This is a genomic window from Aetokthonos hydrillicola CCALA 1050 (genome assembly GCF_017591665.1).
Lineage (GTDB): Bacteria > Cyanobacteriota > Cyanobacteriia > Cyanobacteriales > Nostocaceae > Aetokthonos > Aetokthonos hydrillicola.
Genome location: NZ_JAAKGC010000020.1, coordinates 89874 through 109250 on the forward strand (window position 1 = coordinate 89874; position 19377 = coordinate 109250).

13 protein-coding genes are annotated in these 19377 nt (G+C 41.6%); 8 read left to right on the plus strand and 5 right to left on the minus strand.

Going from position 1 to position 19377, the window contains the following annotated elements; genetic code table 11:
• Nucleotides 1-63 precede the first annotated feature (63 nt).
• The 3 genes from G4P69_RS12855 to G4P69_RS12865 all read left to right on the plus strand — a co-directional run bounded on the left by G4P69_RS12855 (nt 64) and on the right by G4P69_RS12865 (nt 5214).
• Nucleotides 64-1668 (plus strand): formylglycine-generating enzyme family protein, encoded by a 1605-nt coding sequence (locus G4P69_RS12855; RefSeq protein WP_208341288.1) that lies wholly within the window; start codon nt 64-66, stop codon nt 1666-1668.
• Nucleotides 1669-2119: 451 nt separating this feature from the next.
• Nucleotides 2120-3748: a hypothetical protein gene (locus tag G4P69_RS12860; RefSeq protein WP_208341289.1), complete on the plus strand. Its 1629-nt coding sequence runs from the start codon at nt 2120-2122 to the stop codon at nt 3746-3748.
• 119 nt (nt 3749-3867) lie between these two features.
• Nucleotides 3868-5214 carry a hypothetical protein gene (locus G4P69_RS12865; RefSeq protein ID WP_208341290.1) on the plus strand — a complete coding sequence of 449 codons (1347 nt, stop codon included), beginning with the start codon at nt 3868-3870 and terminating at the stop codon, nt 5212-5214.
• Here G4P69_RS12865 and amrS read toward each other — a convergent pair.
• Nucleotides 5182-6330 carry an AmmeMemoRadiSam system radical SAM enzyme gene (amrS, locus tag G4P69_RS12870; protein ID WP_208341291.1) on the minus strand — a complete coding sequence of 383 codons (1149 nt, stop codon included), beginning with the start codon at nt 6328-6330 and terminating at the stop codon, nt 5182-5184. The two genes, G4P69_RS12865 and amrS, sit on opposite strands and share 33 nt — an antisense overlap.
• Before the next feature lie 155 nt (nt 6331-6485).
• Here amrS and G4P69_RS12875 point away from each other — a divergent pair, with 155 nt between their 5' ends.
• From G4P69_RS12875 to G4P69_RS12895, 5 genes are all read left to right on the plus strand, one after another.
• Complete coding sequence (locus tag G4P69_RS12875; RefSeq protein WP_208341292.1) at nt 6486-7532, plus strand: choice-of-anchor Q domain-containing protein; 1047 nt, start codon at nt 6486-6488, stop codon at nt 7530-7532.
• A gap of 204 nt (nt 7533-7736) precedes the next feature.
• Nucleotides 7737-8297 (plus strand): hypothetical protein, encoded by a 561-nt coding sequence (locus G4P69_RS12880; RefSeq protein WP_208341293.1) that lies wholly within the window; start codon nt 7737-7739, stop codon nt 8295-8297.
• A gap of 27 nt (nt 8298-8324) precedes the next feature.
• The gene (locus G4P69_RS12885; RefSeq protein WP_208341294.1) at nt 8325-8471 is read left to right on the plus strand and encodes a hypothetical protein; all 147 of its coding nucleotides are present in this window, start codon (nt 8325-8327) and stop codon (nt 8469-8471) included.
• A 51-nt stretch (nt 8472-8522) separates the two neighbouring features.
• Complete coding sequence (locus G4P69_RS12890; RefSeq protein WP_208341295.1) at nt 8523-11555, plus strand: two-partner secretion domain-containing protein; 3033 nt, start codon at nt 8523-8525, stop codon at nt 11553-11555.
• Nucleotides 11556-11647: 92 nt separating this feature from the next.
• Nucleotides 11648-14326: a CHAT domain-containing protein gene (locus tag G4P69_RS12895; RefSeq protein WP_313890544.1), complete on the plus strand. Its 2679-nt coding sequence runs from the start codon at nt 11648-11650 to the stop codon at nt 14324-14326.
• A 4-nt stretch (nt 14327-14330) separates the two neighbouring features.
• On the opposite strand, the gene G4P69_RS12900 is transcribed toward G4P69_RS12895, so the two are convergent.
• From G4P69_RS12900 to G4P69_RS12915, 4 genes are all read right to left on the minus strand, one after another.
• Nucleotides 14331-14993, minus strand: a complete 663-nt coding sequence (locus tag G4P69_RS12900) for a DUF928 domain-containing protein (RefSeq protein ID WP_208341296.1) — start codon at nt 14991-14993, stop codon at nt 14331-14333.
• Nucleotides 14994-15060: 67 nt separating this feature from the next.
• Entirely contained in the window at nt 15061-17388 is a 2328-nt protein-coding gene (locus G4P69_RS12905; protein WP_208341297.1) for a CHASE2 domain-containing protein, read from the minus strand.
• A gap of 84 nt (nt 17389-17472) precedes the next feature.
• Nucleotides 17473-18411, minus strand: coding sequence for a DUF1822 family protein (locus G4P69_RS12910; protein WP_208341298.1), 939 nt, complete (start codon nt 18409-18411; stop codon nt 17473-17475).
• A 48-nt stretch (nt 18412-18459) separates the two neighbouring features.
• A complete protein-coding gene (locus tag G4P69_RS12915; RefSeq protein ID WP_208341299.1) occupies nt 18460-19356 on the minus strand; it encodes a sigma-70 RNA polymerase sigma factor region 4 domain-containing protein in 897 nt (298 codons plus the stop codon).
• Nucleotides 19357-19377 lie beyond the last annotated feature (21 nt).

Consider the following 19377-nt stretch of genomic DNA (forward strand, 5'->3'; position numbering starts at 1 on the left):
ACAATGTTAACCACTGCTGCCTGCCAATGCCTACAGTAAAGTTGCAGGTTTTGCAGCAAAAGTATGGCATTTCAGGTTAAAATTCCCCCAATTGCAGAAGTTCAGATTGAAGAAGCCTATCGTTGGTATCAAGAGCTTAATCTCCAGATTATCAAAGTGACCCAAACGCCAGACGAAGCGACGAGGAGAGAACTACTACTAAAAGCCGCCCAGTGCTACATCAAAGCAGGATGGCTAGCAGATGCGTGTCGCGTTTGGGAACAAATCGGGGAATACCAGCAAGCAGCACAAACCTACGAACAACAATCTCTCTGGGAACAAGCCGCACAGTGCTACAAAAGGGCAAAAAACTGGTCAAATGCAGCGCGCTGTTACCTGATGTGTGAACAACCACAAGCCGCAGCAGACTGTTGGCTTGAAGCAGGAGACACCCTACAAGCAGCTTGGATATTGGCAGATAGCCTGCAGCAAATTTATAGTGTTCGCGCACAGTTAACCAACTTTATCCCCCAAAACCAAACCCAAGCAATAGAAATAGAACTCATCACCGCTCGTTGTGAAGCAAGTCACAGGAGAAAAAGCCAAAGTGCTATTAGATTAAGGCAACAACTAGACCCCTTACTCACACAATCGCAACAGCATTTGTATACCTGGGCATTAAGAATAGCACAAGTATTAAATAGACCAGATTTAACAGCCCTAATCTACGCTACAGCATACAGAGCAAAAATCCCGAATGCTTGTCTTCAATGGGAGAAATGGGCGATCGCAACCCTAAAAGATGCAACAGGAGTACCAAAACCCCAAGAATCGGACGGTTTAAAAACCTATGAATTTGAAGTCGTCACCGCGAATCACAGAGGAGAAATCATCACAAAAGCATGGCGACAAGCGAGATATTTCACAGAGTATCTGTTAAATGGCGTAGAGTTGGAGATGGTTTACATTCCCGGAGGAACCTTCATGATGGGTTCACCAGAGGATGAGAAAGAAAGCCTTGATCGTGAAAGACCCCAGCATACTGTAACAATACAACCATTCTACATGGGCAAATATCAAATCACCCAAGCACAATGGCTCGCAGTGGCTAATATGCCGAAAATCCAGCGCGATTTAAACCCAGACCCTTCTTACTTTAAAGGAGAGAATCGACCAGTCGAACGTGTATCCTGGGATGATGCGGTGGAATTTTGTCAGCGACTATCGGTATTTACAAAAAGAGAATACACACTACCATCGGAAGCACAATGGGAATATGCAGCGCGTGCTGGAACCACAACACCATTTCACTACGGAGACACTATCACCAGTCAATTAGCTAACTACCGTGCAAGCTCTACCTATGCAGAAGAAGCAGCAGGAGAATATCGAGAAGAACCCACCCCAGTAGGAAGTTTTCCCCCCAACAGCTTTGGTTTATACGACATGCATGGAAATGTTGACGAATGGTGTGCAGACCCCTGGCATAGTAACTATGAAGGTGCGCCAAATGATGGAAGAGTATGGGTAGACAATACTACTGATAATAATTTATACGTACTGCGGGGCGGCTCGTGGAACAATGGTCCTAGGAGTTGCCGTTCCGCGTCCCGCAACCTCTTTAATTGGCGCGACGTCATCAACCTCAATGTTGGTTTTCGAGTCAGTTGCGGGGTTGGGAGGACTTAACCCTTTGCTCTTTTTCCCCTTTTTCCCCTTTTGCTCTTTTAAAAAATTTTTTTTGAATTTTGGCTAAATGCGCTCAATAAATATTGGTTCGTAGTTGCGCTTTAGCGCTAAACCTTTTGAAGTTTTTACAAAACTTTACATAGTAGGTATTATTCTCGCCGACTTACTCACAGTACAGATCGGTAGAAATAAAGCTACCATCTAAGAGTAGGTAAAAGGCTAACAACACAAGTGTTCTCAATACGGTTCGGTTAAAGCCTAAAATCCTAACTTGCGTAGGTTGGGTTGAGGAACGAAACCCAACATTTTTGGGATTTTGTTGGGTTTCGCTCACGCTCCACCCAACCTACAATTATCCTTAACCGAACCGTATTGCAAGTGTTCTTACTTTTTTACCTTGTTATCGCTAAGTCGCTAACGTCACAAAAAAGTCTCATACCCCTTAGTAGGCATGTCAGACAAACCCAAGTTCACAATCCGGCGGGTAACCCCAGAGGAAAAGCCGCCCTCAGAACCAAGCCCTCCCCCACAAAAACAACAGCAAACCCCACCACCTTCATCAACAACACCAACTTCAACAGGAGGGGTTTTCCCCAGCGCTAACAGTGTTCTGGCTTTCCTCGGCTCTTTTTTTGGTACTACGTTATCAGAAACAGCAGTGGTTCGTCGCACACCACAAAGAACTTGGTGGGTAGAAGTTGCAATTCCGTCTAATCGCATCGCTCCCCTAATTTGGGCAGCAGGAGGTCGCCCATTTGCATGTCAAAATCAGCAATGGATAGCCTTGTCACTATCAGGAGATATCCCTCCAGACGCTTCCAATAGTGAAAAATTAGATGTTAGCTCATGGGCTATTGTCGATTTAGCACAATTGTTTGCAGAAGCCAGCCTTCCCCCTAGTCGCTATCGAGGAGCTACTGTCTTAGATATTATCACCCCTGGATCTCTCGGTCGCTGGATTTTGCGCCGTGCTACAGCTTTAGGTTTAGAAGTAACCATCACACCAGCCTTGCAATATCCCCTTAACAATCAGCAACACAAAGGTTCTGGGGTTTTGTTACTGCAAATGCGATTGCCCGAAGGGCAGCGCCAAAGGCGATCGCCAAAAAACCGCCCTATTTCCCCTGCCTTAGTCCATCGTTTAACCAGCCTACCTTACACAACAGTAGCAGCGTCCTCAAGCGATACTGATAGACCAAGAATTTTGGTCGATGTGCGTCAGCGTTTATCCTTAGCGCCTAGTTTAATCGAGCCGATGATTCCCGAATCAGAAATTTGGGTACTGGGAACACCTGACGTGGGTAACTGGCGAGTGATAACTACTGGGGATCAAGTTGATGGTTCACTACTACTAGATGCACCAGAACTTCCCCAAGCAATATCTCCAATCCTGAATAAGCCTCAACTACCTGCACCCATACCTGTGCAACTAGTCCCTCGTCCCGGAACAGGTAGGCAAGTTGATGCAGTCTTAATAGATGATACTGAACTACCTTGGTTGCGTAAACTGCTGATGGGACGACCAATAGGAGAAATGGCATTTCTCTTACCAGGAGCAGGATACCACCTATTAACCGCACCAGGAGGCTTACCAGCACAAATCCCCTTGGGAATTCCTCTAGTTTGCACTGGTTCTGGTGCGTTTTATTTAGAATTAGGGATGGACTTTTATCCCCCTTTACCCGATGCAGCTTGTCAGGAGCGTTTTCAACTCAATTCCCAAACAGCAGTTGTTGTAGCACGAAACCAAACCTATCGTTTCAACACAGCACAAATGATTCCCGCTTGGGCGCTGTGGGTGGGAGAAGCACCAAAAGTTCAGGAAGATCTGTCACCACAAGGGAAGAAGTTGCTAAATAGTATTCCGCAACAGTTACAACAGCAAGAAAGTAAGAAGGGAATACTGAATATTTTTAAGCCTAAGCAGACTAAGCGTGTTGAAGGGGTAGGACTTTTAGAGCAAGCACAACAAGCAGAATTAAAAGGAGATTTGGTACACGCAGCAACTTTATTGGAACAAGCGGGTTATCCAGCACAAGCGGGACGTTTGTATGAAAGAATGGCGATAGGTGGGAAATGAATCAGTTATCAGTTATCAGTTACCAGTTATCAGAACATCGTAGGTTGGGTAGAGCGTCAGCGAAACCCAACAAATGCCCATAAATGTTGGATTGAGTCAAAATACAGGAGTCAGGAGGAATGGCGAAACGGTATACAGAAAAAGGCAAATCGGATAACTATCAAAATCCTGATCCGCAGAAAGTTCTTAATGATTACATTACTCGCCAAGCAGCAACAGTAGGACAGCAAGTACAAGAAGGTTCTTTATCCTCCTTACCCCACGATCTCTCCTTTCTCCCCAATGCTTTAGCCCAAATGCACCGACTAGGAATTTACCCTCCATTATCCCTAGTCCAAGACTTACTTAACCTGACTGGTGGTCATTTTGCAGATAATCCCCTTGCGCGATTAGCAAAAGATACCACAGAAATACAAGATTTAATTGCTTTACGCTGGGCTACACCTGCTCGCATAGGATTAGTTGCACTGCTACTTCATAAAATACCCTTCTCTGGTTGGGAACCTCCACCTGGTATTTCTCCTAGTGAAATAAGTGCTGCTCTGCAAGCTGGTTTAAAAGGAGAACCCATAGAACCACAAGCCCTACCTCCACCGATTTCTCTGTTACAAGAAGCAGCTAAACTTATTGATGAGCAACTGTTATGCTTACTCACAATCCTAGGTGAACAAGCGATCGCATCTGAACCAGCTTTACCCCTACGTTTACTTTCCCGTGTCCCTAACTTACCAGCTTTAAGTACCTTACAACGCGAATTAATAGGAGTGCAGGTGTGTTTTGGCGACTATGCAGGACGTTCCAGTGGTAATGCTCCTGGTGCAGAAAGGGGTCAAGTCAGTGGTGTGGAGACATCCAGTCGTACTGATTGGAGTTCCTTGCTTCCCACTCAATTAGCTTTACCGCAACCAGTTCTTAACTACCGTTACCAACGGGGGGAATTGTTATTTCGTACCCGCAAGCTAGCTGAACCACCCCGTCTGCGTCCTACTGTTTTGCTCCTAGATGTTAGTCCTCCTACTTTTGGTACGGTTGAAGCTATTACCCGCATAGCTGCGTTTGCTGTGGCTAACTTCTTAAGACAAGCAGAAATACCCGTAGTCCTCATTACCACTGGTGAGGAGCAAGAAAAGATTGTCCAGCTTGATAATACCCAGGACTTAGTAGAAATTTGGACGCAACGAGCGATCGCGCCAGCCAATGAAACCAGAAGTTTAAAGGTAGCTAATGCAATACGAACTAACCTAATCGATCAAAGCGGACTAGAACCAATTATATTATTACTCACTCATCCCTGGTTTGGCGCTGAGCAAAACATATCCCGTATACAAGGTTTACGGGGATTATTTGTTCAATATCCTGCTATTGAATTACAACCTGATATTGCTAACTTATGCGAAAGATGGGAAACAATCCGGGCTGGAGAAACAGCAACATTAGGTCAAATCCTCGGATATCTGATGGGATAACCCAACACCTGGAATTAATATCCCACAAGACGGACACTGATCACTTTGCATCAAATTTTCGACTAACTCACAACCACGACGTTGAATTAAAAGTTTTCCGCAGTTAGGACAAATCGTATCTTGGTTTCCCTCTCCTAATAGATTACCAAAATAAACATATCTCAATCCTTTTTCAAGTCCAATTTTACGAGCTTTGTAGAGCATTTCCAGTGGTGTAGGTGGTATATTTTCCATTTTGTAAGCAGGAAAAAATCGTGTGATGTGCCAAGGAGTATCAACCCCTAATTCCTGAGCAATAAATCCTGCAATATCTTCTATTTCTTGATTTTCGTCGTTAACTCCGGGAATAATGACCGTAGTTATCTCTAACCAAATACCAAGAGCTTTCATAAATTTGAGACTATCTAAGACAGGTTGTAACCGACCCCCAAACTGCCTATAAGTTTTATCTCGAAAAGCTTTTAAATCTACATTAGCTGCGTTTAAAAAAGAGTGGCAAATTTTCAACATTTCCATGGTCATAAAACCATTGGTTTTAAACAGGTTAAAAAGACCATGACTGTGAGCTAAACTAGCAATCTCATAAACATATTCAAAAAATATTGTCGGTTCAACGTAGGTATAAGCAATACTGCGACAACCTGTCTTAAGAGCATCTGTTACAATCTTCTCAGGAGAAGCTTCAACCCCAAACTCTGCAAACTGTTCTGCTGACATTTGGGATACTTGCCAATTAGTGCAGTATTGACAATGAAAGTTACAACCAGCTGTTGCTAGAGAATAGGAATTTGAACCAGGATAAAAATGAAATAAAGGCTTTTTTTCAACCCTATCTACATTTTGAGTTACAGTCCGACCAAAAACCAAAGAATATAGTAACCCACCTCGATTTTCCCTTACCTGACAAATTCCTCTTTTACCTTCCTCTATCAAACAATAATGGGGACAAAGCTGGCAAAAAACACGCCCATCCTGCTGTTTTTGATAAAGCATAGCTTCTTTCAACTTTCGTTCAACCTCCCAAATCACTCCCGACTCCTGTCTCCTGACTCCTGAATTCTGACTCCTGACTTCTGACTCCTGACTTCCAATTAGCACCCCAATTCTAGCAACCATCCAAAGTGCTAGAGTTGATGCAGAAAAAATGGTTTAATTATTAATTTTTGTTGCTTTTTGCATTAAACCTAGCTTTCCCGAATGAGTTGCTGTGAAGGGGAACACTTCCACAAAAAACATCAATTAGCTATCTATGCAACTATAGGGAGGGCTATATGCAAAAACTCAAGCAATTTCGCTGGTTTTGGTTGGTCATCTTATTATGTATGACTTTCGGACTTGCCATTACACCACAGATTGGTCTATCTCAACATACTGGACCTTATTTCGAGGTTAACAGTACTCTGGACGAACCCGATGCCTATATCGGCGATGGTAAATGTAGTTCCACTCCTTCACGTCTATGTACGCTAAGAGCTGCTGTTCAAGAAGGGCAAGCAGTTAACCTTGCTGTCAGTGTACCAGAGGGTTTGTATGAACTCAGCCTTGGACATCTAGACGTTTCCAAAAACTTGACTCTGACTGGTGCAGGTTCAGGAAAAACGAAACTCGATGGAATGCTGAAAAGTCGAGTGTTTGATATTGCCGACACTGGCTTTGCGTATATTGGTAATGTCACAGTGCAGTGGGGCAAAGCAACCGTTGGTTTTGCAGGTCACTATCATGGAGGAGGGATTCACAATCACGGTACATTAATTTTAGTAGACAGTACAGTCAGAGCCAGTTCGACAGATCTTAAAGGATGGGGTGGTGGAGGAATCACCAATGCTGGTACTGGTAAGGCTACCCTTGTGAACGTCACGATCGCTGGTAATTCTACATCTGGTGGTGGAGGTGGGATTGAAAATCTTGGGACAATGGATGTATATAATTCCACAATCGTCAGTAATCAGTCGTTTCAGTCGGAGACTAGCGGCGGTGGAATTGCTAATACTGGCAAAATCTCGTTGAAGAATACGCTTGTAGCAAACAATTTCTACGGGAAAAATTGTAATGGCACCATTATCGATCTAGGGTTTAATTTGTCGAGTGATGATACCTGTGGCTTTCCTGAAGATAGAAGCAACGTCGATCTCGTGTTGGGTGGGCGTGACGATAATGATACTTATCCCATTTATGCTGGTAGTCCGGCGATTGATGGGGGTACTAATGAGCAATGTCAAAGTACAGATCAGCGGGGTGTAACCAGACCACAGGATGGTAATAAAGATGGCACTGCTGTCTGTGATGTGGGAGCCTATGAGTTTGTACCAAGTCCATAAGATCGAAGACGTGTAAAGTTTTGTTTCAGATCAGCAGGATTGCATAAAACTATTGGTTTTGGTTTTGAGTTACAACTAGAGGTTCAAAAGCCTAAAAAACAATTTATACGTCAATTCAATTCTGTTTGTTCAGCGTCAAATTGAACGGAATTAAACAGCATCATCAACTTTGCGACCAAGATATCTTTAACCAGGAGAAATATAATGATTAATAACAAACGAAGATGGGTGGTAATGGGTGTTACAGCCGGATTCTTGCTAGGTTCGACCGTTGTTGACGCTGTCACTGCGATCGCCAGTGCAGATAGCGTCACAGCCAATGTGGGTCGAAGCACAGCAACGACGACTGAAAATGATCGCGTGTGCCGCACAACTGCTACCACGCTTGAGCCAATCCCAGGTACGAATGTGAAGTTTGTACAAGGCTCTACTGGCCCAGTTCTAGTAACGTTTGTTGCAGAGTGGCCTAAGCCTAGCCAAGACGAGATCCCAGCGGGTAGCCAAGCGGCTGGGGCATCTATCTTCTTGTTCATTGACGGTCAAAGAGTTGACTCCATTTCCAGCAATGGGGGGGTGTTGGTACATGAAGGGAGTGCAACCTCTGTCTCCAATGGCACGCACAGCTTTACCTTTGTCACTGACCCTATCCAACCCGGCAAACATGAGGCGCAGATCTATTTCCTTGACAATGTCTTAGGCACTTCTGGGGTTCCAAATGGAACCATTTGCGTAAATAACCGAACCACGGTCGTACAGCACAACTAGTGATTGCGCAGAGATCCTTGAGAGAAAGTGCCAGTTACATATGCGATCGCCCTTTCATGTCATGACATAGCTTCTCGCGGCGTTGTTGGTCGCCAAGTCTTTATTGGCTTGATGAATTTATGTAAAGATTATCAAGAATGTTACAGAGCAGTTGTTCTAGGGTTACTTAAATAATGCTTTACTAATAAATAGTTCTGCGGAACTCATGTTTACGAAGGGATAGTAATGGCTAGTATTTGGCGTTGGTTATTAGGGTCCGCTCTTAGTAGTGCTTGTACATTTGTTACTAGTTCTGCAACAGCCCAAATTACACCTGATACTAGTCTACCCAATAATTCCACTGTTACAATTGATGGTAGTACCTTCAATATCAGAGGTGGAACACAAGCAGGACGTAATCTGTTCCACAGCTTCCAACAGTTTTCTGTTCCTACTGGCAGTACAGCTTCTTTCAACAATGGACTTGATGTTCAAAACATTTTTAGTCGCGTTACAGGTGGGTCAGTTTCTAATATAAATGGAATCATTAAAGCAAACGGAACAGCGAATCTATTCTTGCTCAACCCTTCGGGCATTGTTTTTGGAAAAAATGCCAGCTTAAACGTTGGTGGCTCATTTGTTGCGACTACTGCTAATGCCATTCAATTTGGTAATCTTGGTTTTTTCAGTGCAAGTGAGCCAAATAATCCTGCGGTACTAACAATTAATCCAACAGCATTGTTTTATAACCAGATCTCTGCTGCATCTATCCAAAATAACTCAACAGCTCCTGATACTGTTGCACCAACCAGAGCAAATTCATTTGGTTTACGTGTGCCAGACGGTAAAAGTTTGCTGTTAGTAGGTGGAGATATCAACATCGATGGTGGAAGATTAAACGCCTACGGTGGACAAGTCTTCTTAGGCGGGTTAGCAACACCGGGTATGGTAGGGCTTGGGGTAGATGGTAATAATTTCAGTTTGAGTTTTCCAACTCAAAGTACCGCAGCCTCAGTATCTCTGCTTAATGGTGCCTCGGTAAATGTAACAGCGGGTGGTGGTGGTAGTATTACCGTCAATGCTAACAATGTCAACATTACAGGTGGTAGTCAACTGAATGCTGGTATTGCACAAGGTTTGGGTAATATTGGGGTGAGTGCTGGTGATATTAATATCAATGCTACTGGAACAGTCACAATCAATCAAGCTAGCAGCATAAGTAATACGGTGGCTAATCGTGCTCGAGGTGATACAGGGAACATCAACATTCAAGCTGGTGATATTTTCATAAATAGTATTACTAATACTACTAATAACACTCATTTGTTAGAGACAGTTAATAAGACTCCTCTTGGACGGACTGGAAATATTTCTCTCAAAGCTAGTGGGAATATTTCTGTCACAGGGCAGAATCTTGTTGGAGACAATGATGGTAGCGTAATTTCTACCTTCGGTCCCAATGTAAAAACCGGAGATATCTCACTTAATGCTAATGGCACAATCTCATTAAACAATGCTTATTTTGTTACCAGTAACTTTCGAGGAGATGCTGGTAACATTTCACTTCAAGGAAATAAGTCTGTCTCCTTAGCAAACAATAGTTCCCTCGTTGCTACAAGTTTTGGGCGGGGAAACTCCGGAAACATCACGGTGGAATCTTTGTCTGGCTCCGTCTCGTTTCAAAATAGTTTAGTTTCCACAGCTGTGGGAGATCCAGGTGCTATTAGATCTAATCTAACTTTAGGGAATGGTGGTAATATAAATATCTCTGGGCAGTCTGTTGCTATCACTGATGGAGCAGAAATATCCTCTAGAACTTTTAGCGGTCTAAGTTCTGGTAATATTCAAATTACTGGCATAGAGCAAGTAGAAATTTTAGGTAGAGCGCCAACAATACCACGTCCAGATAGTAGTCGCGCTGGTACATACTTGTATAGCACGGTAACGGCAACTAGTGAGCAACCAAGTCGAGGTGTAGCTGGTGATATCAAGATTACTACCAAAAATTTACGTGTAGCAGATGGTGGTATTTTAAGAGCAGAAAGTAAAAATAATGCTCGTGGTGGCAGTATAAAAATTAATGCAAGTTCTTTTGAGCTAACTGGTGGCGGGCAACTCATCAATACTGCCTTTGGTAAGGGTGATGCAGGTAATATTATTCTCAACGTTAAAGACAGTGTTTTCATCTCAGGTATTAACCCAGACAAATCTATTCTTTTTAAACGGATAGCTGATGATTTTACTCAGAAGGAATTGAGGGAAACAAGGGCTGATGGATCACCTAAGTATACTCCAGAACAAGCTAAAGTAGATGGTATTAGGCACGCTCAGAGTTTCGTAGACATAGATCCTAATAACCCATCAGCAAGTGGAATATACGCCAACACGTCTAAGGTTTCTACTGGTAAAGGCGGAAATGTCAATATTAGAACTGGACAGTTATTGGTTCGAGATGCGGCTCAAGTGACTGTCAGTAGTCTTGGATCTGGAAATGCTGGAAACGTGCAAGTCTCAGCAGATTCGATCCGTTTAGATAATCAAGGAAAACTCACAGCTGAAACTGCATCAGGTCAAGGTGGCAGTATTACGCTAACACCAAACAACTTATTAGTATTACGACACAGCAGTCAAATCTCTACCTCTGCTGGTAGAAATCTCGGTGGTGGTAATGGCGGCAACATCACTATCGATACCCCGTCCGGCTTTATCATTGCCGCCATGGGTGAAAACAGCGACATCACTGCTAATGCCTTCAGTGCTTCAGGGGGTAGGGTGATGGTCAAGGCTGCTAGTATCTTTGGTATGGTATCACGCACTCGCAATCAACTTCAGCAGCTTTTAGGAACTACTGATCCGACTAAACTTGACCCCAGCTTACTACCAACTAATGACATCACTGCTATTTCTCAAGGCAATCCTTCTTTAAACGGAACAGTAACAATTAATACGCCGGATGTTGACCCCAGTCGTGGGTTAGTCCAGTTACCAGCCGCGCCCGTCAACGTCCAAATTACACAGGGATGTCAAGCTTCTAGGAAGCAATCATCGCTGGCATTTTTCAATATTGGCAAAGGAGGAGTAGCACCTAACCCTTACGAACCACAAAGCAGCAGCGATATTTGGGAAGATGTGCCTACCACAATGCGCAAGACTGAAAATTCACCCCCACTTAGCGAAATTGTACCAGCTAAAGGATGGGTCTTTGATGGCAAAGGAAACGTTACCTTGATTCCGGAGACATCCTTGCTCGATTCTCACAGCCTTTGTCGTCTGCGCTAGAGAATGTGATACAAAAGATCAATAAATCTATGATACTTTATCACCGGCTACTTAGATTCATACTTTTGGCATTATTCACACTCATAACAACTGTGAGCGTCCCAATTGTTTTAGAACATAGGGCTGAAAGCATAACAGTTGTAACATCGCAGGTATCAAAAGGGCAGGTGTTATTAGAACAAGGCATAGAGCTTTACAATAATCAACAGTTTTCAGAGGCGATAAAGATCTTTTCAGAGGCTGCTTCTAGCTTTGTCACAGAGAAAGACCAACTTAACCAAGCCCTTGCACTAAGGTATCTTTCCTTAGCTTATCAGCATCTTGGAAATTGGCAGGAAGCTCAAGAGGCGATCGCACAAAGTTGGAAACTCTTAGAGCAGCAAAAAAATCATACTAATACCCAGGCTTACTTAAACGTTCTTGCCAAAGTTTTGAATACCCAAGGCCGGTTACAATGGTCAACAGGAGAGTGGTCGGAGGCTGTCAAAACTTGGAAGCAAGCAGCAGCAACCTACAAAAAATCTAATAATTATACTGGCTTTATTGGTAGTCTAATTAATCAAACTACTGCCCTACAAACATTAGGATTAGGCAATCAAGCACAAACAGAATTAGAAAATTTAGAACAAATTATAAAACAGCAATCAGCGCCTGATTTGAAAGCAATTGGGTTGCAACATCTTGGTCAAGCATTGAGACGAATGGGCAATCTGAGACAATCTCAGGAGATTTTGCAAAAAAGTTTGCAAGTAGCTCAGAAATATCAACTCTCTAAAAATGTAAGTTCTTCTTTACTAGAGTTGGGTAATACGGAATGGGCTTTAGGTAATAGAGCTATAGCTATCGGTAAGGAAAAAGATGCACAGCAACATACTCGTACAGCAATCGAACTTTATCAACAAGCTATTGATCCTTCTGTAAAACTTTACGCCCAACTGAATTTACTTAGCCTATTGATTGAAACAGGAAATTGGTCAGAAGCGTTAAAACTTAAAGCAGAACTCCAGCCGTCTGTGTTGGGCTTGCCCATAAGTCAAGAAAGTATTTATGCTAAACTGAATTATGCTCGCAGTTTAACTTTTCTTATTCCTGGTATTGACATAGAAGAACTTTCATTGTCTAGTAGTCATGAAAGGTGGCAGAAGCTGAGGGAAAACCCCCCGCAAATAAGTCTTGGTACAGTTCTCCCCTCTTCTCAAGAAATTAACAAAATTTTACTGTCTGTCATTCAACAAGCTCGTACCTTAAAAAATCGTAGAGCTGAATCATATGCTCTTGGTCAACTAGGTGAGTTGTATGAGTTGACTGGAAAAAGCTCAGAAGCTCAAAAGCTAACGCAGCAAGCTCTGCTTTTAGCCCAAGAGGTACAATCTCCTGAAATTCTCTACCGTTGGGAATGGCAATTAGGACGTTTGTGGGAAAAAAACGGGGAGATAAAAAGAGCGATCGCAGCTTACGAGACAGCAATTGAAACCCTCAAATCTGTTCGCGGTGATTTACTCAGTATTGATGCAGAAGTACAGTTCTCCTTCCGGGACAATGTAGAACCCATTTATCGCCAACTAGTCAGCTTACTCTTAAAAACCGAGGAAAAATCAGAACCAAGCCAAATCAATCTTTACAAAGCAATTCAAGCGATCGACTCTCTTCAGTTAGCTGAATTAGAAAGTTTCCTTAGCTGTAACCTATCTACAATATTACAGACCAAGCAGAGTGTTCATCGTTCAGATCTAAAAGTAATATTTGATAAATTAGATCCAAAAGCAGCATTTATTTATCCCATCATTTTGAAAGATAGATTAGAAGTTATCACTCATTTCCCAGGACAACCCCTTAAGCATCATGTCACTTTTATCAAAGGAACTGAAGTTGAAAAAACCGTCATCGATTTGCGAGCAAGTATCCTGAGACACAATCGTCCAGAAAATGTTTTAAAAAATGCTGCACAGATATATAAATGGTTGATTGAACCATTAGAACAAAACTTACAGAATAATAGAGAAGTTAGAACTTTAGTGTTTACCCTAGATGGAGCACTACGAAATGTTCCAATTTCAAACCTCTATGACGCAAACCGGCAAGAGTATCTAATGCAAAAACCTTATGCTCTCGCTGTGCTTCCAAGTTTGCAAGCTTTCGATCTCAAATCTAGACAGAGAGAAAGTTTAGAAGTCTTGACAGGTGGCATGAGTGAGAAGCGAGAAGTGGAAGGGCGAAAATTTAATGAACTCCCCAACGTCATAAGAGAATTGCAACAAATTCGGAGTATAGCTCCTACAAAATCGTTACTAAATCTTAACTTTACCCTAGCAAATCTACAAAAGCAAATTAACTCAGGTGTTTTCTCTGTCGTTCACATAGCAACTCACGGTAACTTTAGTTCTGATCCAGATGAGACATTTCTTCTAACTTATCAAAAGCTTCTTAGAAGTAAAGACTTGAACAACTTGCTGAAAATTGAGAAGCAAAGTGGATTTAAAAACATAGATTTACTCGTTCTCAGTGCATGTCAAACCGCTCAGGGAGATAATCGAGCAACTTTAGGACTGGCTGGAATAGCTGTGAAGGCTGGAGCACATAGTACACTAGCAACACTATGGCAAGTCAATGATAATTCAACTCCAGAATTTATGGAACAATTTTATAAAGAACTCGCCAAGCCTAATGTGACAAAAGCTGAGGCACTTCATCAAGCTCAGTTAGCTTTATTTAAGCAATACAAAGCCCATTACGCTTGGGCTCCTTACGTTTTAGTTGGAGATTGGCGCTAAATCATTAATATAGAGGTGCCTGAGCAATTCCTTCTAACCCAACAGCTTTCAATAGTTCTATCCAAGAATTTTTGACTTCACTATTGTGTGGCTTTAAAAGATAAAGTTTCCCTCGATTTGAGAGTTCATCGTACCAAATCATACCTGGAAGATTAGGATTTTTTTGCAGCCTTCTTACAAAGCCAGATACCTCAATAATTTCTGTCGAGGCTGAAGTACAATTCACGATTAATCGCCAACTATAAGTTTCGTTAACTCGCAGGGAAAACTGTGGATTTGGGGGCAAAGCAATACGAAAAACTCCCGGTATTTTCGTCAGTTGCAAAGATTTTCGATAAAGAGTACTCTTTTCCTCCCGATCATGAATTGAAAACTCTATAGAGGAGACGTCAACAGCAGTATCAGGAATATAAAACCAAAAAACTGGGTACTCAGCAGTCGTTAAACTCTGGTTTACGTTTATAGGCACTAAGGCAGTAACCTGCGGAGCTTGCGGTTTGTCTTTCTGCTGACAGACTCCACCGCGCGTTCCTCCTGGCGTCCGTTGGGTAATGATGGGCGTCCCATTATCTGGCGCTGGTGGTAAAGCAGCAATTTCCGGTAAGCTAGGCTTTGTCCATCCTGGTGTAAAAGTGATAGTTAAAATAGTGCTTACAAAAGTAGTCATCAGGACAAATTTTGTTTTTGATAGGAAAACCATAATTCCTCAACTCCTGGGACAAATTCACGATGACTTAACTTTCTTCACCTGCTTCTGTTTCGACAACAGCAGATAAAATATAGACATAAGTCATTGCACTACTTGTAACAAGTAAAGCTATTGCTGCTGGAACAAGTGGTAGCCAACCACCTTTTAGTAAAAGAAACCAACAAGTTCCATACAAGACTGTCACACCAGTACAAGGCACTAACAGTAAATTGACAAGTAATAGTCCTCTATTAATACCATATAGTCGTAATAACAAAACGACTATTCCACCTGTCAACGACCAAAATAAGATCCACAAAACATCCATCCATTCAGGTAACCACCAGATCAAAGGGCGTCCATCCTCCACTGCACTAAGGATTTGACTTATTAGGTGTGCATGAACTTCTAACCCACGCATTTTGCCATAGGGTGTGTCATGATAGTCTGGAACACTTGCAGCAGTAACACCAATCAGAATAACTCGGTTTTTTACCCATTCAGATTTTAAGTTTCCAGTTAAGACATCCCTAAGAGTAACTTGCCGGGCTATCTCTGGAATAGCACGGTAATTAATCAACATCTGATTTCCCTGTGCATCCAAGTTTTGATATCCGCCAGTATGGGGTTCTAAGCGTTTAACAACAAGACTACCAAACTGCCAGTTCTTCTCAGGAGTGATTTTTGCTTGGATACCTTTTGATTCTAAATATCGGTCAGCAAGTTGCAAGCTGAAAGAATACTCGGTGTTGCACGAAGATATTGTAATTAGACTACGGGATAAGAGATGGCGACGAACAGTATCGTCAGGATCACTCTCTAAATCATTAAATCCTATTTGTTCTGGTGGACTATTGGGTGGGGATGCAACACTAGTTTCTTTACTATCACCAATTGAGCAAACAGTGAATAAATGTTTATTTTGTTTAAGTTGAGCAATCAGCATTTGATGATTTGGCGACACTGGTAGATCACGAAAAATATCTATGCCGATCGCCACTGGCTGATACTGCTCTAGTTTTTCAATCACCTGAACTAGAACAGCATCAGATAAGGGGTACTTGTAGTGTTGAATATCAGGTTCATCAGCGCCAACCATCAAGATACGATTATCAAGTGGTTCAGGAGGACGTTGCGGAAGAAGTAGATCGTAGGTTTTTAACTCTAAGGTTTGCAATACTCCTAACAATCTCGCTCCCGTAACAAAGCTAGTGACAACTAAGCTTGTAACAAATACAGTTAGTAAGCGACTCCAAATAGATGCATTATCACGAGTACTACTTACAGATGGTAATGAATTAGGCTTAGGCCAAGTCAAAGGTACCACGTTTGGATGTTGGCAAATTATAGGCAACCAACTGGCACAGGGAAATTTATCTTCTAAACCTTGCAGCCGCTGGCGTGCTTCTTGCACAGCAGAATAGAAAGACTTGCCACCAGCAAACGCTTGTAAAAAATACTTTAAAAATTCTTGTGCTACTTGATCAGGAACTGGCTCCCGCATAATAATTATTTGCGGAATACGTAGTTCTTGCAGTTCGCGAGCTAATCCTAAACCATCACAAGAATTAAAAATTGCTAACTGCAATCCACCATCAATAGCTTTTTGTAAAGCATACTTAAGTTCATCAAGATTGAAGCTATCAGTTTGATTAAGGTGAACTGTACCTATTTTATCTTCTGTTTGAGTGTGACCAGCAAAGAATAGAATATTCCAAGGTTGTTCCCAAAGCTGATCGTTTAACTGTTGGCGTTGTGGCTCTACTAGAAAAGTCGTTTTTGCGACAGGCAAATTCACAAGCAGTTGCTTATCTTCGTTGACTTGAATACCTTTACTATTGCCCAGAATTGCCAAAATTGTGATTTGAGAATCTGTTTTTGTGGTCTGAGGCTGCTTAAATTTAAACGTTAAACTGCTAAATCCAATCTCTACCTGATTATAGCTTTCTAACAAATCCCATTTATGCCAAGGTAATTGCCAAATCTGGTAGTTATCAGCACGGATCATTAATCTCATTTCTTCGCTGATGTCAACTTGTTCTAGACATCTCTCACGAATTGCACGAAATGACTCGGTTTTCAACCACGTATTTAGAAGAGTGCATAACTTATTCGCTTGCTCGTCACATTCCTTCTTCTTTTTCTTTAAACAACCATCTACTTTGGCTCTTCCAGGTTTGATTATGCGGGTAATGTTACCCAAACTACGATAAGCTAATTGCCAGCAAATATATTGTTCAATAAGTTCCTCTGCGGGAGGTAAATTACACAGCATCTCCTCTTGCGGGCGCTCACCTTCTAATCCTATCTCTAAGGTCACCCGAAAGCCTTGCTGAAAATCACCATCTAATTTAAGGACAACTAACTTCGCCATTACTTCCTAGACACCAAGACAGAGATATTGAACTACAGAATTTTTAAGAACGCCTTAACAGATAAAAAATCAGGTAAGTAATTGCTAAATCACAAAATTTTCAATAATACTAGTATTATCTAGTACTATCTTAATACTAAAATGATCTCCGAGTTCTCCAGTGAACTCTAATTGAATAGTCTTATTTTCTCTTCCTGAGTGAATATCCATAATAGCTTCTTCATCCTCATTCAACAAAAGTACCTGTAAATTGTCTGGTAGATAAGTCTGAGTATCTGGGGGTTGTACTTGCACAACAATATGAATTACCTCTTCTAATTCTGAAGTGAGGGTAATAATCATTGCTACCAATCTTTCTGAGTTTCCTAACTCAATTAACTTACACCGCTTTACTTCTTGCACTTCTGCTTGAGGACAGCTTCTAAAATTAAAAACCGCCTCTGTTGGTTCTGTTGTTAAAATAGTTTCTAGAGCTTCCCAACCTTTTTCAAAGACGTTCTCAAACCATTGGCTAAGGGTGATTGCAGGTCTAATTTTATTCAAGTATTCTGGCAACTCCCCGAGCGATCGCAATTCGCTGATAGGTATTTCTGACTTTGAGACTTTATCTACAAATCCCAAAACTGTTGCTTGTCGCAATGATTCGTCCAACTGTACAGCAACGTAGCCAATACGTTCTGACCAAACCTCCGGCGGAACACTAACAACCTCTGCTTCTGGCAAAACGGGTCTACATTCCAATTTTCCATGATTTTGCACTATCAAATCAGCAACATTCATCAGCTTTTGCATCACAGGGTTCCAACTGTCGCTATTTTCCCAGTCAGTTTCAAATCCCCGATACTGGAGGTAAATATTCACTGCATAAACTGCTAGCGTATTAATATAAACTTGCTTTCCTAGTTGAGGACTAGAATGATAATGTAGAAATTTTTCCGCTAGAGAATGCGCTGTTATAGCTAGCGATACAATGAAAGTCCAAGGCTCAAGCTTAGGATTAGTAATTGATTGATTGTTTCTCATGAGTTTTCTTGGCCTCCCTAAATTATAAGAAAGTTTTAATTTCAACAATTATTGACTCAGTTGAGAACGAAACTTTTTGCAACAACGCTGAAAAAAAACACTTAGTGTTGAGATGGAAATATTAAAATCTAAGGAAATTTCTTCCCAAGATTTTCCAGCACATCTGGCTAAAGCTATAGTTTGAAAATTAGCATCTGGTCGATCTCTAATATGTGCATTCTTGAAAAGATTCTCAGGATCTTCTTCTATTTTTTCGCAAATATTCTCTACTAAGGAAAAGCCTTGTTCTGGCTGGACTAGCTTGTCTAAATCAGAAAGTGAAGGTAATTCAACAAGCTTTGGATCTCTCAACTTGAAATAAATATCTAAAAAAACCTTATCTAAGCGAAAATTGACCCAATTCATAAATTTTTTGTCACCTCGCTCAGGATCATAATTATCAATTTTTTGACAGACATAGATTAAAGTTGTGCTAACAGCTTCTTCGTAAATAAGCTCATACAACTGAGGTGAGCATAATTGTCGATGGGGATGGCAAAGTCTACCTGATCGATAAATTGCCTCAATCAGTTCTCGTAAGCTATATTGCCGTAGTTCACTATGAGGTGGATGTTTTTGAGCTTCTATTGCCAAATTTTTCAGTTGCTGATCATCCAAGATTTTTCTAAAAGATTGATTAAGCACTGCTTTAACCCATACTCTTAGAGGAATACCTGTTGACTTATACTTATCAACTTCTTCACTAATATCATGCAAAAGTATTTGTCGTACTTGCTCATAAATTTCCTTATAAATACCAAATAGAGGCTGACCAATAAGTGGACGTGCCACTTTACGTGTTCGCAGCATTTCATCAACTAGCCGAGTTAACGTCAACTGCCACTTCTCAGAGTGAGGAGTGTACTGTTCAACTTTTATTATTAGCTGTTCTAGTCCCGCATTCATAGTTCTAAAAGTAATACTAGG

Coding starts and splice junctions, on each gene's coding strand:
- G4P69_RS12880 (WP_208341293.1), top strand. CDS start 7,737: ATGATTAATAACAAACGAAGATGGGTGGTAATGGGTGTTACAGCCGGA.
- G4P69_RS12915 (WP_208341299.1), bottom strand. CDS start 19,356: ATGAATGCGGGACTAGAACAGCTAATAATAAAAGTTGAACAGTACACT.
- G4P69_RS12905 (WP_208341297.1), bottom strand. CDS start 17,388: ATGGCGAAGTTAGTTGTCCTTAAATTAGATGGTGATTTTCAGCAAGGC.
- G4P69_RS12890 (WP_208341295.1), top strand. CDS start 8,523: ATGGCTAGTATTTGGCGTTGGTTATTAGGGTCCGCTCTTAGTAGTGCT.
- G4P69_RS12910 (WP_208341298.1), bottom strand. CDS start 18,411: ATGAGAAACAATCAATCAATTACTAATCCTAAGCTTGAGCCTTGGACT.
- G4P69_RS12860 (WP_208341289.1), top strand. CDS start 2,120: ATGTCAGACAAACCCAAGTTCACAATCCGGCGGGTAACCCCAGAGGAA.
- G4P69_RS12855 (WP_208341288.1), top strand. CDS start 64: ATGGCATTTCAGGTTAAAATTCCCCCAATTGCAGAAGTTCAGATTGAA.
- G4P69_RS12900 (WP_208341296.1), bottom strand. CDS start 14,993: ATGACTACTTTTGTAAGCACTATTTTAACTATCACTTTTACACCAGGA.
- G4P69_RS12875 (WP_208341292.1), top strand. CDS start 6,486: ATGCAAAAACTCAAGCAATTTCGCTGGTTTTGGTTGGTCATCTTATTA.
- amrS (WP_208341291.1), bottom strand. CDS start 6,330: ATGGTTGCTAGAATTGGGGTGCTAATTGGAAGTCAGGAGTCAGAAGTC.
- G4P69_RS12865 (WP_208341290.1), top strand. CDS start 3,868: ATGGCGAAACGGTATACAGAAAAAGGCAAATCGGATAACTATCAAAAT.